The 14,244-nt window shown below is 72.7% G+C and carries 14 protein-coding genes; 7 read left to right on the top strand and 7 right to left on the bottom strand.

Going from position 1 to position 14,244, the window contains the following annotated elements; translation table 11 throughout:
• Window positions 1-80: 80 nt before the first annotated feature.
• Entirely contained in the window at window positions 81-1,004 is a 924-nt protein-coding gene (locus Q4C85_RS03155; RefSeq protein ID WP_303139459.1) for a helix-turn-helix domain-containing protein, read from the bottom strand.
• A gap of 72 nt (window positions 1,005-1,076) precedes the next feature.
• Window positions 1,077-1,529 (bottom strand): S-ribosylhomocysteine lyase, encoded by a 453-nt coding sequence (locus Q4C85_RS03150; RefSeq protein WP_303139600.1) that lies wholly within the window; start codon window positions 1,527-1,529, stop codon window positions 1,077-1,079.
• A 154-nt stretch (window positions 1,530-1,683) separates the two neighbouring features.
• Here Q4C85_RS03150 and Q4C85_RS03145 point away from each other — a divergent pair, with 154 nt between their 5' ends.
• The 5 genes from Q4C85_RS03145 to Q4C85_RS03125 all read left to right on the top strand — a co-directional run bounded on the left by Q4C85_RS03145 (window position 1,684) and on the right by Q4C85_RS03125 (window position 7,973).
• Window positions 1,684-2,517: an alpha/beta fold hydrolase gene (locus Q4C85_RS03145; protein ID WP_303139457.1), complete on the top strand. Its 834-nt coding sequence runs from the start codon at window positions 1,684-1,686 to the stop codon at window positions 2,515-2,517.
• Window positions 2,518-2,705: 188 nt separating this feature from the next.
• A complete protein-coding gene (locus Q4C85_RS03140) occupies window positions 2,706-4,130 on the top strand; it encodes a DASS family sodium-coupled anion symporter (RefSeq protein WP_303139455.1) in 1,425 nt (474 codons plus the stop codon).
• Window positions 4,131-4,146: 16 nt separating this feature from the next.
• Window positions 4,147-6,132, top strand: coding sequence for an ATP-binding protein (locus Q4C85_RS03135; protein WP_303139451.1), 1,986 nt, complete (start codon window positions 4,147-4,149; stop codon window positions 6,130-6,132).
• Window positions 6,129-6,599 (top strand): response regulator, encoded by a 471-nt coding sequence (locus tag Q4C85_RS03130; protein ID WP_303139449.1) that lies wholly within the window; start codon window positions 6,129-6,131, stop codon window positions 6,597-6,599. Before Q4C85_RS03135 ends, Q4C85_RS03130 begins: the two co-directional genes overlap by 4 nt.
• Window positions 6,600-6,758: 159 nt before the next feature.
• The gene (locus Q4C85_RS03125; RefSeq protein ID WP_303139447.1) at window positions 6,759-7,973 is read left to right on the top strand and encodes an AI-2E family transporter; all 1,215 of its coding nucleotides are present in this window, start codon (window positions 6,759-6,761) and stop codon (window positions 7,971-7,973) included.
• Window positions 7,974-8,056: 83 nt separating this feature from the next.
• On the opposite strand, the gene Q4C85_RS03120 is transcribed toward Q4C85_RS03125, so the two are convergent.
• The 5 genes from Q4C85_RS03120 to Q4C85_RS03100 form a co-directional block, all read right to left on the bottom strand.
• A complete protein-coding gene (locus tag Q4C85_RS03120; protein WP_303139445.1) occupies window positions 8,057-8,962 on the bottom strand; it encodes a siderophore-interacting protein in 906 nt (301 codons plus the stop codon).
• A complete protein-coding gene (locus Q4C85_RS03115) occupies window positions 8,959-9,975 on the bottom strand; it encodes an ABC transporter ATP-binding protein (protein WP_303139443.1) in 1,017 nt (338 codons plus the stop codon). The genes Q4C85_RS03120 and Q4C85_RS03115 overlap by 4 nt, the downstream gene beginning before the upstream one ends.
• Entirely contained in the window at window positions 9,972-11,039 is a 1,068-nt protein-coding gene (locus tag Q4C85_RS03110; RefSeq protein WP_303139441.1) for an iron chelate uptake ABC transporter family permease subunit, read from the bottom strand. Before Q4C85_RS03110 ends, Q4C85_RS03115 begins: the two co-directional genes overlap by 4 nt.
• Entirely contained in the window at window positions 11,036-11,983 is a 948-nt protein-coding gene (locus Q4C85_RS03105) for an iron ABC transporter permease (protein WP_303139440.1), read from the bottom strand. Before Q4C85_RS03105 ends, Q4C85_RS03110 begins: the two co-directional genes overlap by 4 nt.
• Before the next feature lie 98 nt (window positions 11,984-12,081).
• Window positions 12,082-13,188 (bottom strand): iron-siderophore ABC transporter substrate-binding protein, encoded by a 1,107-nt coding sequence (locus tag Q4C85_RS03100; RefSeq protein ID WP_303139438.1) that lies wholly within the window; start codon window positions 13,186-13,188, stop codon window positions 12,082-12,084.
• Window positions 13,189-13,387: 199 nt separating this feature from the next.
• On the opposite strand from Q4C85_RS03100, the gene Q4C85_RS03095 reads away from it, so the two are divergent.
• The gene (locus Q4C85_RS03095) at window positions 13,388-13,894 is read left to right on the top strand and encodes a GAD-like domain-containing protein (protein ID WP_303139437.1); all 507 of its coding nucleotides are present in this window, start codon (window positions 13,388-13,390) and stop codon (window positions 13,892-13,894) included.
• Entirely contained in the window at window positions 13,887-14,159 is a 273-nt protein-coding gene (locus Q4C85_RS03090) for a hypothetical protein (RefSeq protein WP_303139436.1), read from the top strand. Before Q4C85_RS03095 ends, Q4C85_RS03090 begins: the two co-directional genes overlap by 8 nt.
• Window positions 14,160-14,244: the final 85 nt, after the last annotated feature.

Genomic DNA, 14,244 nt, shown 5'->3' with positions numbered 1-14,244 from the left:
CCCGCGCCCCCGCGAGCTCGGCAGATGCTGATCAGCATCGGCGTCGTCGCCCGCCCGGCGGCGGGGCCCCGCGGTAGGGCTCATCCCTGCCGGCCGCCGGTGGGCGCCTCGGTGCGCTTGCGCCGGTAGAGCAGGTAGGTGCCCAGACGCTCCCGCAGGGAGTGGCGGACATGACGGGGCCAGCGCTGCGCGATGTAGGACACGGCGTCGTCGACCTCGAGGCGGCGTGTGGAGTTGCCCACGCGCACCCACAACTCGGGGCCCGAGCCCTTGGGGCGCATGTACACCGGCTCGGGGGAGGAGGGCACCGTCACCCGGCAGGCCTCGCCCGAGCCCTGGGCGGCGGGTGCGAAGTCCATCCGCGGCAGGGCGGCGGCGTTCGTCCCCAGACGGTTGCGCAGGAGATCGCGGAAGAACAGCTCGAAACGGTCGGCATCCGGGCTGCGCAGGGTCGCGTAGTCGGCCTCGAGGCCGATGAGGCTGCCGTCGTCATCGACGCCGAGCAGCAGCGTGCCGCCGCGGGAGTTGAGGAAGGCGCACACCGTCTTGGCCACGATGGTCTCCATGGTCTCGTCCTTGGCCCCCGTGCGCATGTTGACCCTCGCCGAGGACTTGAACTCCAGGCGGTCGGACTCGCCCTGGGCGGCGACCTCGGCGATGGGCGGCAGCGGCGGCTCGTGCTGAAGGCGCGTGACGATCAGGGCGGTCAGGATGACTGTGACGACGGCGACCGCCGTGGCGCTCAGCAGCATGCGCGGCGCCCACAGGTAGTCCTCGGCGTAGACCCATGCCCCTGCGCCCAGGCCCACCCACAGGGCGATGAGCGCGGTCAAGGTGGCGGCCGAGGTCGACAGGTGCGCGTGCCAGCGCCGGATCACCCGCTTGGTCAGCACCCCGATCAGCCACGCCAGCAGGAGCATGCCCGGCTGCAGGAGCACCGTGAACAGCAGGATGGGGCTCTCGGGGGCGAGCTCCAGGGTGGTGACGGTCGTGGGCGGGTGCATGGGCCAGAGCCTACGGCGCCGCGCGGGCCCTCAACGCCGCGGCCCGGGGTCGGGGCGCCCGCGGGCACCGCATCAGGCGGGGACCACTGTCTCCCACTGGTCCCGTTCGGCCAGGAAGGCGCGCACCGCGGCCTGGGCGGCCGCCAGGGAGTGGTTGGCTCCCCACCCGCACTGCACCTCGTTGGCCGCCGGGACCTCGTCGGCCGTCAGGATGTCGCGGAAGGTCCGTTCCAGCAGGGGGAGGAACTCGACCGGCTCCAGTCCCAGGGTCAGGGCGTAGAACCCGGTCTGGCAGCCCATGGGGCTGAAGTCGATGAGCCGGTCGGTGTGGTTGCGCATGAGCTCGGCGGTCAGGTGCTCGATGGAGTGGACCGCGTCCATCTCCAGGTGGTCGCGGTTGGGCTGGCAGAAGCGCACGTCGTACTTGACCAGCTCGTTGCCACCCGGCAGGCGCTTGCGGTCGGCCACGCGCACAAAGGGGGCGAGGACGGCGGTGTGATCAAGGTTGAAGGACTCGACGTTCATCCGGCTCACGCGCGGCAGGTCGGCGGCCCCCCGGGGCTGGTGCTCACTCATGCCCCCAGGCTAACCGCGCCGGCCCCGGACACGTGCCGCCGGCCCCGGACCCGCGACGTCGGCGCCGGTGGCCCCGATAGTTCCGGAGCGGGACAATCGGAGCATGTCCTGCTCACCGCTGGCGCGTGTCATCGTCGGGGCCGCCGACGCCCCCACCCTCGTCCTCCTCCATGGGATCACCGGCTCGGCCGTCTCCCAGGCCGAGGCCATCTCCCACTGGGCGGGGCGCGGTTACCGGGTGGTGGCCCTCGACGCCCGTGGGCACGGGCTCTCGCCGCGGTGGGACCCCGACGGCCTCGAGCGTGCCGGCGAGGTGCTCGTCGAGGACGCCCTGGGCGCCGTCGAGGAGCTCGACACCGAGGCCCGCGGCCGGGCGGCTCTCGGCCTGAGGCACGCGGCCCCCCCGGTCCTCCTGGGACACTCCATGGGCGCGGCCACCGCCATGGTGGCGGCGATCCGTCGGCCGGAGCTCATCGCGGGCGTCGTCCTGGCCGACCCCGCCCGCTTCGGCACACGCCGGCCAGAGGAGCTCCTCGCCCGTGGGGCGGCCCGTGCGCGGGCCCTGGCCCGCGAGGTGGCCGACCCCGTGGCGGCCGTCGCCCGTGCGCTGTCCGATCCCGAGGTCCCCCGGATGGAGGCGGTTGCCGGGGTGTGGGCGAGTCAGTGGGTCGACCCGGCACTGCTGGCCACGGGGGTGGTCGCCCCGGAGATCCCCTGGGAGGCCGCGATGGCGGCCCTCGAGGTGCCCGCGCTCCTGGTCACCGGCGACCGCCCCGGGGCCGCGCGGGTCGGGCCCGAGGGCCTGACCATCCTGGCCGGGGTCAATCCGCGCGTCGACACTGCGCTCGTGCCCGGAGCCGCGCACGATGTGCGGCGCAGCCGTCCTGAGGGCTTCTACGCCGCGGTCGACCCCTGGCTGAGCCGCGTTCTGCGGTGATGGCGTGACAGGCTCCCGGGGTACCCGTCGACCTCGAGGTCGACCTCGCCCTGCCCTCGCGGGGCTGCGCGCTCCACGATGAAGGTCCCACGCCCGGTCCGGCGACCGTGCCTACGATGCCGGTGGTCGGCGGCCGCGCCGACCACGTCCCACCGGCGATGGCGCCGTGCGCCATGAGGAGGAGCTCGATGCCGACCCGTCCGCGTACCGTCCGGCGACCCGTCGCCCCCGCACCGGCCCTGACCCGTACGCAGATCGTCGGCATCTTCCTGGGAGTGCTGGCCTTCCTCCTGCCGCTGCTCGCCGACGTGCCGGGCCTCGATGACGTGGGCGAGCGGATGCTGGCCGTCTTCCTCCTGGCGATCGTGCTGTGGGTGACCGAGGCGATCCCGCTGGTGGCCACAGCTGTGCTCGTCATCGCCCTGGAGGTGCTGCTCGTCTCGGACCAGGCGCTCCTGCCGGTGCCCGCGGAGGCCATGCCCTACGCCGCCTTCCTCGGGGCGCTGGCCAACCCGGTCATTATCCTGTTCCTCGGCGGCTTCCTCATCGCCGACGGCGCGGAGAAGTACCGCCTCGACAAGAACCTCGCCGCGGTGCTCATCAAGCCCTTCACCGGCTCGGCGCGCCGGACGGTCCTGGGCCTCATGGTCATCACCGCCCTGCTGTCCATGTTCATGTCCAACACGGCGACCACCGCCACGATGTTCGCCGTCGTCATCCCGATCCTGGGGGCCCTGCCCGAGGGCCGGCCGCGCGCAGGCCTGGCGCTGTCCATCCCGGTGGCCGCCAACGTCGGCGGCATCGGCACGCCCGTGGGCACCCCGCCCAATGCCATCGCCCTGGGCGCCCTGGGCGAGGCCGGGTACCACGTCAGCTTCCTGGACTGGATGGTCATGGCCGTGCCCCTTATGGTCGTCATCCTCCTGGGGGCCTGGCTGCTCCTGGCCCTCCTGTTCATCCCGGCGGGACTGGGCGTCGAGCTCGACATGCAGGCCACGTGGGACACCGACCGCAAAGCCATCACCTTCTACGTCATCGCCGCGGTGACGATCCTGGCCTGGATGACCGAGGCCCTCCACGGCCTGAGTGCCAACGTCGTCGGTTTCCTGGCGGTCGTGGCCCTGCTGGTCACCCGGGTCATGGGCGGGGAGGACCTCGGCCGCCTGTCCTGGCCGGTGCTGTGGCTCGTGGCCGGGGGCATCGCTCTGGGCGACGGCGTGGCGGCCACCGGCCTGGACACCTGGATCCTGGGCCTGTTCGACTGGAACGCCATGCCCGCCCTCGTGGTCATCGTGGTCATGGGCGGTCTGGGGCTGGGCCTGTCCAACGTCATCAGCCACTCGGCGGCCTCCAACCTGCTCATCCCCCTGGCCATGGGTCTGGCCACGGGCATCGAGGGGCTCGAGCCGATCACGATCGCCGTGGTCCTGGCCCTGGCCTGCTCCCTGGGCATGAGCCTGCCGATCTCGACCCCGCCCAACGCCATCGCCTACGCCACCGGCGAGGTGACCACCGCCGACATGGCCAAGGTCGGGCTGATCGTCGGCGTGGTCGGCACGGCGCTGCTCGTCCTGCTCATGCCCCCGCTGTGGTCGGCCCTGGGGCTGGTGTGAGGTGGAGGAGGGTGCGGTGACCCCGGAGCAGTCCCCCGAGAGGCTGGCGGTGGCGGTCGTCTCCCCGGCGTCCCTGGGCAGCCAGGCCGCCCACGAGATCGGGCCGGCCGTGGCGGCGGTGGCCGATGTCGTGCGCCTGCGCTCCCTGGCCGAGCTGCTCGCCCGGGCGGCGGGGGCCGGCGAGGCCCCGCTGCCCACGGTCCCGCTCATCGTCGCCACCGATGAGGTCGGCAGCCTCGACGACGTCGCCGCCGCGGTGGACCGTTACCCCTCCCTGGCCACCGCCCGGCTCGTCCTGCTCACCGAGCGCACCGAGCTGAGCAACCTCGGGCGGGCCATCGACGAGGACCTCGTGCGGGAGGTCGTCGCCGTGCCCTGGACCCCGGGCGCCATCGCCGACCGGGCGGCCGCGCAGACCCGGCGCTGGATGCGCGACCACCGGCCCCAGGACGAGCGCAGCCACGAGCTCGGCGTCGACCACGGCGTCCCCGACCTCGGCCGGTCCCCCCTGCTGGAGGCCCTGGGCCACAGCGCCGACGTCCTGACCGCCGAGCTCATCGCCGCCTGTGAGGCGGTCCTGGGGCCCCGGCCCCGGCTGCGCCTGCCGCCGGGGGTGCGCCTGACCCACCAGGGCCAGATCGTCGACTCGGTGTGCATCGTCGTCTCCGGGGCGGTGGCGCTGACCCGCCACACCCGGGTGGGCGAGGTCGTGCTCCACCACGCCACGACCGGCCGTGTCATCGGCCTGGTGTCGCTGGCCGGCCACGGCCGGGCCTACGTCACGGCGACCACGACGACCGAGGTCGAGCTCATCCTGCTGTCCATTGAACAGCTCGACCGCTCCCTGCGGGAGAACCCGGCCACGGAGCAGACCCTGGCGGCGCTGCTCATCGGTTCCCTGACCACCCGGCTGTCGCGCTCGGAGGTGCTCCAGGTCGAGAAGACCGAGCTGGCGGCCGCCGTGGCCGCCGAGAAGGCCCAGGCCCAGGAGGCGCTGGCGGCCCTCGAGCAGGCGCGCCTGGAGCTGCTGGCCCAGGAGCGGTTCGCCACGCTGGGCGAGCTCGCCGCGGGCGTGGCCCACGAGCTCAACAACCCGGTGGCCGCCCTCGAGCGCGCCGGGGCGCACCTGAGTGAGGACATCACCTCGATCCTGCTCACCCACCCCGACGGACCCGCCATCCGCGCCGCGGCGGACGCGGCGCGCACGCGGCCGGCCGCATCGACCCGCACCGAGCGGGCGGCCCGCAAGGCCCTCGAGGCGGTCCTGGGGGACCGGGAGACCGCCAGACGACTGGTCGCCCTGGGATACGGCCCGGACTCCGACCCCGCCGAGGTGCGGGCCCTGGCGGCCGACCCGGTGCGGCTGCGCACCACCGAGGCCGCGGCCTCCATCGGCAGGGGCGAGCGCAACATCGGCCTGGCGACCGCGCGCATCTCCGGCCTGGTGGCCGCCCTGTCGACCTACGTGCGACCCGAGGGCGAGCAGGCCGTCGACGTCGACCCCCGTGAGGTCCTCGAGGACGCCCTGCGCCTGACCGCCCACCGTCTGCGTGGCGTCGAGATCGAGCGGGACTATGCCGAGGTGCCGCGGATCCCGGCCCGTGGCGGCGAGCTCGCCCAGGTGTGGACCAACATCCTGGCCAACGCCGCCGACGCCCTGGCCGCGCAGGCCAAGGTGGCCGCCGACGCCGGGCAGGATGCCCCGCACTCCCGCGTCGTCCTGCGCGCGGCGCCCGCGCCCGAGGCGGTGCGCATCGAGGTCGAGGACAACGGGCCGGGCATCCCGCACGACGTGCTGCCGCGCATCTTCGAGCCCCGCTTCACCACCAAGCACGGCCAGGTCCGCTTCGGACTGGGCCTGGGCATGGGCCTGGCCAAGAGCGTGGTGGACGCCCACGGGGGCACGATCTCGGTGGCCTCCCGTCCGGGGCACACCTGTGTCACTGTGATCCTGCCCACCCGCCCCGTCGAGACCGCCCCAACCCCACAGGAGGCATCATGAAGCTCGTCATCCTCGTCGTCGAGGACGAACCGGAGGTCCGCGACGCAGTGGTCGGTGACCTGGCCCCCTTCGCGGGGGTGGTGCGCGTCGAGCCGGCCGAGGACGTCGAGGACGCCTGGGAGGTGGTCTCCGAGGTCGTCGCCGACGGCGACCTCATCGCCCTGGTCCTGGCCGACCACCGCCTGCCGGGGCGCAGTGGTGTCGACATGCTCGTCGAGATGCGCGAGGAGGAGTCGACGGCGGCGGCGCGCAAGGTGCTCGTCACCGGGCAGGCCGATCAGGCCGACACGATCCGCGCGGTCAATGAGGCCGGTCTCGACCACTACATCGCCAAGCCGTGGGACCCCGCGCGGCTGCAGGCCACCGTGCGCACGCAGCTGACCGACTTCGTCCTGGACGCCGGGCTCAACCCCCTGCCCCACCTGCGGGCCCTCGACGGCGTGCGCGCCATGGAGGCGCTGCGCTGAGGGCGGGGCCGGCGCGCTGAGCGCCGCTCCGCGTCTTGCGCCGCAGCTGGACGGTGCCCGGGCGCGGCGACGACGACGCAGCGGCTCCCTGCGGCAGGTGTCCACCCCTCCGGCTCTGGGCTGCGGCGCTTCGTCGCTCTCCTGTGGAAGGATCGCCGTATGAGCCAGACCTGTGAGACCCTGCCAGCCTCCTCCGACAGTCCCGGGCGCCCCGGCGGCACGCGCAGCCAGGGGGAGTCCATCGCGCTGGTCATCGCCGCCCTGGTGGTCGGCTGCGGGGGCATCTACTACACCCGCAGCCTCATCGGGCCGGCGTTCTTCGCCCTGACCCTTGTCATCACGGTCCGGCCGCTCATCAGCTGGGCGAGCCGGCACGGGGTCCCCCGGGCGGTGTCGGCCGTGGCGGCGATCCTGCTCATCTACACCTTCGTGGTCATCATGTTCCTCGCGCTGGGGGTGGCCATCGTCCAGCTCATCGACACCCTTCCACGTTACAGCGACGAGTTCGAGGCGATCTGGATCAACATTCAGGACCTGCTCGCCCGCTTCGGCGTCGACCAGTCGACTCTCCTGAGCCAGGTCGCCGGAGCGATGGACACCAGCCGCGTGGTCTCCCTCGCCCAGGGGCTGCTCTCACAGATCTCGGGCATCGGCTCGGTGCTGGGCGTCATGGCCCTGGCGGTCGTCTTCCTCATGTTCGACATGTCCCGCATCGAGGTGCGCGCCGCGGCGCTGAGCAGGCTCAAGCCGGGCATCGCCTCGGCGCTGGCCGACTTCGCCTCCTCGGTGCGCTCCTACTGGCTGGTCTCGACCATCTTCGGCCTCATCGTCGCCGTCCTCGACGTCATCGCCCTGGGCATCCTCGGGGTGCCGATGGCGGTGACCTGGGGGGTGCTGTCCTTCATCACGAACTACATCCCCAACATCGGCTTCTTCATCGGGGTGCTCCCGCCGGCGCTGCTGGCGCTCGTCGACTCCGGGCCATGGACAGCGCTGTGGGTTGTCGTGGCCTACACGGTGCTCAACTTCCTCATCCAGTCCCTCATCCAGCCCAAGTTCACCGGCGACGCCGTGGGCCTCAACACGACGACCACCTTCCTGTCCCTGCTCTTTTGGAGCCAGATCATCGGCGCGCTCGGTGCGATCCTGGCGGTGCCGCTGACCCTGTTCGTCAAGTGCCTGCTCATCGACTCCGACGAGCGCTCGCGGTGGGTGGGACTGTTCCTGTCTGCCGGTGACGCCCCGATGCGCGACCCCGACGAGGTCGACCCGGAGATCATCGACGAGCTCGACCTCGACGGCGACGGCGTGGGCCCCGCCGACCCCACCCCCGCCTCGGCCCCGACCCTCACCCCGCGAGACCGGGAGAAGTGACGCCTCACGCCCGGCGGTGGCATGGACGACGTCGTCATCGAGCCCGGCCAGGAGGAGGGTCGGCGGCGGAGACGGCAGCCGCCTCAGTTCTCGGCCTTGCCCAGCCTCCAGTAGCCCATGAAGGCCACGGTCCGGCGGTCCAGGCCGCGCTCGGCCACGAGATGGCGGCGCATCGTGCGCACCGCGCCCGCCTCGCCTGCCAGCCAGGCGTACAGGCTCGCCCGCCGCAGCGCCGCCCCGCCCTTGGCGGTGCGGGGCACCTCCCACAGCAGGTCGTGGTCGACGTCGATCTCCTCGACCTCTTGGGGCGTCCCGGCCGGGCACATCTCGGCCACGGCCCGCGCCACCTCCGTGACGAGCAGCTCGCCGTGGGCGCCACCGTCGCGGCTGACGACTCGCAGCTCGACGCCGGGGTGAGTGGGCAGGTAGGCCGCGTCTGCCGCCCGTGGCACCTCGATCACCGCGATGCCACGCGCCGTGGGGGCGAGGTCCTCGAGGATCCGTGAGATCGCGGGGGCGGCGGTCTCATCGCCCCCGAGCAGGAGGCGCTCGGTGACCTCCGGGGGAACGAAGTCCACGCCTCCACAAGGCCCCCTGAAGTCTGTGTTGGGCCCCAGCAGCACTGCCTCGGATCCCTGGCGAGCAGCCTCCACCCACCGGCCCGCCGGGCCTGTCGGCCCGTGCAGGACGACGTCGACGTCCACCTCGGTGCCCCCGGCGCCCCGCCGCACGGCGCGCGTCGTGTAGGTGCGGATCGGTGGGCGGTCGGCCTCCTCGAGCGCCTGCCAGCGGGCGTACCACGCGTCGCCCTCGGGCAGGTGCCGATAGCCGCTGCGCGGTGCCGGCAGGACGAGCTTGATCCGCTGGTCCCACCCGGGGTCCGCGAAGGAGCCGAGGTCCTCGCCCGCAAAGGTGACTCGTCGGAAGGAGGGAGTCAGGTCCTCCACCCCGGCGACACGCACGCGGAAGAAGCGGAACGGGTTGCTCATCGCCCCTCCTCGTGCCGGCGGGGCTTCTCGCCGTGAGCCTGCTCGCTGTCGGCATCTTCGACGGGCCCGCCCCGGACCGCGCCGATGGCTCTACCCGGCTCGTCGGCACTGTCCTGCGGGTCAGCGGGCTCGCCGGCCGGCCCGGCATCCCCGGCCCCGGCGGTCCCGGCCGGATCGCCGCCGTGGTACCGGCCGCGGGGCACGATGAGCGGCGTGCCCGAGACCGGGTCGGTGATGACCTCGGCCGACAGGCCGAAGACCTCCCGCATGAGCCCGGGGTCGACCACCTCGCGCGGCGGTCCGGCGGCCACGACCCGCCCGGCCTTCATGGCCACGACGTGGTCGGCGTACCGCGCGGCCAGGTTGATGTCGTGGAGGACCATGACGATGGTCGTGCCGCGGTCACGGTTGAGGTCGGTGAGCAGGTCGAGGACCTCGACCTGGTGAGCCAGGTCGAGGAAGGTGGTCGGCTCGTCGAGCAGGAGGACGTCGGTGCGTTGGGCCAGCGCCATGGCGATCCACACCCGCTGACGCTGCCCTCCGGAGAGCTCGTCGATGGCGCGGTCGGCCAGCGGCGCCGTCCCGGTGGCCACGAGCGCCTCCTCGACGATCCGCCGGTCCTCGGCGGTCCAGGAGCGGAAGGCCCCCTGGTGGGGGTGACGCCCACGGCCCACGAGGTCCGACACGGCGATGCCCTCGGGGGCGATGGGCTGCTGGGGCAGGAGCCCCAGGCGGGTCGCCAGGCGCTTGGTGGGGATCGATCCCACCGGCTCCCCGTCGAGGAGCACGGCGCCGGCGCTGGGCGCCAGGATCCGCGCCATCGTCTTGAGCAGCGTCGACTTCCCGCAGGCATTGGCGCCCACGATGACGGTGATCCGGCCGGTCGGCACCTCCAGGTCGACTCCGTCGACGATGGTGCGTCGGCCATAGCCGGAGCTGAGCGCGGTCGTGCTCAGGTGGCGCGGGACGGCCGGTGCGGTGCCGTGCGGGACGGCGGGTGCGGTGGCGCTCATGCGCTGGCCCCCTGACGGTTGATGCGGAGAAGCTGGATGACAAGAGCGGGGGCGCCGACGATCCCGGTCACGACCCCCACGGGCAGCGCCGTGGGCAGCACCTGCTGGGCCAGCAGGTCGGCGCCCAGAACGATGGCGGCGCCCATGAGTCCCGCTGGGACGAGCAGTGTGCGGTCGGTGGGACCGACAAGGCGCGCGGCGATCGGTCCGGCCAGGAAGGACACGAAGGCGATCGGGCCGGTTGCGGCGGTGGCCACAGCCGACAGCCCCACCATCGCCAGGACGAGTACCGCCCGGGTGCGCACGACGTGTACGCCCAGGCCGGTGGCCGCCTCCTCACCGAGCACGAGCGGCCCCAGGTCCCGGCCGACCACGGCCAGGAGCGTACCGAGTACGAGAAGCGTGACGGCCACGAGCGGCACCTGCTCCCAGGAGGCCGAGCTGAGCGAGCCCGACAGCCAGCGCATGGCGTCGGCGACGTCGTAGACCGACGCCCGCATCTGGAGGTAGGCGATGACCGAGGAGAACATCGAGGACACCCCGATCCCGATGAGGATGAGTCGCCCGCCCTGGGACCTCCCCGAGCCGGACAGCAGGTAGATGACGGCGGCCGTCGCCACCCCGGCGACCACCGCCAGCGCCGTCACCGACGCCCCCGACCACCCCAGGACGAGGATGGCGAGCACGGCGCTGGCCGAGGCCCCCGAGGTGATCCCGATGATGTCGGGGCTGGCCAGCTGGTTGCGCAGCATGGTCTGGGAGGTCGTGCCCGCCATGCCGAAGGCCACCCCGGTGAGCAGGCCGACGAGGGCCCGCGGCAGCCGCAGCTCGCCGACAACGAAGGAGGCGCCCGGGACCGTCTCCCCGGCCATGACCCGCAGAACCTCTGCCGGGCTGTACCGGGTCTCGCCGAGAAGGACGCTCGCCCACCACAGGGCCGCCACGAGCAGGGTCAGAGCGCAGGTGACCGCGAGACGGCGGCGGGCCCGACGGCCTCGGCCCGGAGCGGTGAAGCCAAGCGGGACGGAGCCGGCTCTCTCAGGCGCAGGACGGGTCGGGCTCATAGCTCGCGCACCTTCGCGCCGCGGGCGATGAGGATGAGGACGGGGGCTCCGACGAAGGCCGTGACCACCCCGACGCTGACCTCGGCCGGGCGCGCGATGACCCGTCCCAGGACGTCGGCGACGGTGAGCAGGCTCGCCCCGCCCAGTGCCGACAGCGGCAGCAGCCAGCGGTGGTCGGGGCCCACGAGCATGCGCACCGCATGGGGGACCATGAGGCCGACGAAGCCGATGGGGCCGGCCAGCGCCGTCGTCGCCGCGCACAGGACGACCCCGGCGCCCGATGCGAGCAGGCGCGTGCGTCCCACCGCCACGCCCAGGCCTACCGCGGTCTCCTCGCCCAGCGCCAGGGAGTTGAGCGGGCGGGCCAGGGTGAGTGCGAGGAGCGCCGCCACGATGAGCAGGGGCCCGACGGCGCCCAGTGCCTCCCAGGTCCCGCGCCCGGTGGACCCGACCTGCCAGAAGCGGAAGTCCTCCAGCCCCGCGGCCCGGGGCAGTGCGACGGCTGAGACCAGTGAGGACAGAGCGGCCGTTGTCGCCACCCCGGCCAGCGCCAGCTTGACGGGTGTCGCGCCCCCCGGTCCGGCCGAGCCCACGGCGTGGACGACGACGGCGGTGGCGGCCCCGCCGGCCAGGGCCACGGCGATGTACTGGGGCGTCGTCGAGATGCCCACGAAGGCGATCCCCACGACGATGGCCAGCGAGGCGCCCGTGTTGATCCCCAGGATGCCGGGGTCGGCGATCGGGTTGCGGGTGACGGCCTGCATGAGGGCACCGGCCATCCCTAGCGCCGCCCCGCTGACGAGCGCGGTCGCGGTGCGCGGGACCCGCTCGGCCACCGAGATCGCCCCGAGGTCCTGGGCGCCGCCGGCCAGCCCGCGCAGGATCTCGTCGATCCCGACGACCCGGGCGCCGAAGGCCACCGAGCAGACGGCGGCCACAACCACGGCGGCAAGGAGGAGGGCAAGGGCGAGGGGGCCCCGCGGAACCGAGCGGCCCCGACGGGCCGAGCCTCCCCGACGGGCCGGGCGGCCGTCGGCGGGGGTCACTGGACCTTGTCGGCGGCGGCGCCGATGAGCTCCAGGTACTGCGCGAGCCCCCAGGGCAGGGACAGGGGGCCGGGGTTGGTCGAGGCGGCCAGCGGGGTGGCGTCCCCGACCATGGCCACGGCACCGTTCTTGATGGCCGGGATGGTGCCGAGCCGCGGGTCGGCCTGGAGGGTGGCCAGGGTGTCGGCCTGCCCATAGCAGACCATGAGGTCGACGTCGTTGAGGGTGTCGGCGTTCTCTGAGGCGACCGTGACGTAGAAGGTGTCCGGGTCGGCGTCGGAGGCGGTCTGGACCGAGGGGGGCACCGCCATCCCGAGGTCGGACAGGAAGGCCGTGCGCGGGTCGGCGGTCGTGTAGAAGCCGATGGTGGAGGTGTCGGTGGGGTCGAGGTAGAAGAAGGCGGAGGTCTTGCCCGCCAGCTGGGGGTAGTCGGCCAGGGAGTCGGTGATGAGGGTGTCGAGCTCGGCGACGAGGGCCTCGCCGTCGGCGGTGCGGCGCATGCCGGTGGCGTCCATCGTGATCATCTCGCGCCACGGGGTGCCCCAGGCGACGGTGGGGTAGGCGATGGTCGGGGCGATCTTGCTCAGCGTGTCGTAGTCCTCCTGGGTGAGACCGGAGTAGGCGGCCAGGATGACGTCGGGGGTCGTGGCGGCGACGGCCTCGAAGGCGATGGCGTCGGTCTCGTCGAACAGCTCGGGTGCCTGGGCGCCGTCGGCCACGAGCTCGTCGACCTTCTCCTTGGTCCACGGCAGCATGCCCGAGTCGTCCTCGACGCCCCAGGTCTGCTTGGCCATGCCCACCGGCATGATCCCCAGGGCCAGCGGGACGTCGTGGTTGCCCCAGTTGACGCAGGCGATGCGCTCGACGACGCCGGGGACCTCGGTGGTGCCGAAGGCGTGCGTGACGCTCAGGCTCCCGGTGTCGCCGCCCGTGGTGGCCGAGGGGCTGCCCGATCCGGAGGACGACGAGCCGCAGGCCGAGACGGCCAGGCCTGCGGGCACGAGGAGGGAGGCCAGGAGGAAGGACTTACGGGAGACGGACACGGTGTTGACGGCTCTCTGTGGGGCGGTACTGGTCGAGGCGGTCGTGACGGCGACAGCCACTCCGACCGTAGTGGAGGTTAGTCTCACCTAAATAGAGCAGGGCTACGTGCGGTATATCACGTGGAGGTGGGTGTTCCGCCTGTGGTCGGAGGGTGTGCGTGCGGGTGGCGAGGGTCGGTGGCGGGGTGGTCTGGGTGGGGGAGGTCTGTGGTGTCGGCGTGCTGGTCGGGGGGTGGTTGTGGTGGGTAGTGTGGTGTTTATGGTTGATCTTCCCTGGGACCTGGACTGGGTTGAGGCAAGGGTGCAGGAGGACCTGCTGGACTACGAGGGCTGGACGCCGATGGGGGCGGGGCGTCCGTTGACTGTCGAGCATGTGGAGCGGTTCTCGGGTGTGATGCCGGAGTCGGTGCTTTATGTGTGGCGGCGTTTTGGTTTTGACGGTTTCGGTGAGGGGCGTTTCTGGCTTGCTGATCCTTTGGAGTGGGAGCCGGTGGTTGACGCGTGGCTGGACGGGGTGGCTCTGCCTTTCCCGGCTCAGCGGTGGTGGTGCTTGACCCGTACCGCGATGGGTGCGATGGAGCTGTGGGGTGAGGTCTCCGGTCCCGCGCTGAGCATCAACCCGATCCTCGGATGGATCCGCCCCGACGCTGGTAATGCCCAAGACATGGTGGATCCGGTCATGCGTGAGCGCATGGGTGGTATCACGCTTACGTGGGGGGATGTTGACTCTTTCACTGATGAGGACACGGGGGAGGCCCGTGGTTGATGAGGTGATTGAGCGTCTGGGTCCGGTGGGTGTGGGGCAGGTCGTGGGTTTTGTGCCGGCCTTTTGTCTGACGGGGAGGATGACGGCGTCGGTGGCGAGTCTGGAGGAGGCGGTGCCTCACCTGGTGTTCCTGGCCCAGGTCCAGGAGCGGACGGTGCTTGAGGACTTCTCGGCGGCGGCCGCCGAGGTTGCCGCGGCCATCGCCGCCCAGGGCCCAGGTCGGTCGTTCCGGGGCTTGGTAGTTGAGTCCGGGGATCTGCGGTGATTCCGGGGGTCTCCGCCCCGGAATCACCGCAGAGCCCCGCTTTGCCCGACGCAGCCCCGGACTCGCGAACCGAGTCCCGGAATGA

Source organism: Actinomyces sp., assembly GCF_030524025.1.
Classification (GTDB): Bacteria; Actinomycetota; Actinomycetes; order Actinomycetales; family Actinomycetaceae; genus Actinomyces.
Note: the sequence above shows the minus strand (reverse complement) of the source record. Positions and strands in the feature narration are given on the sequence as shown.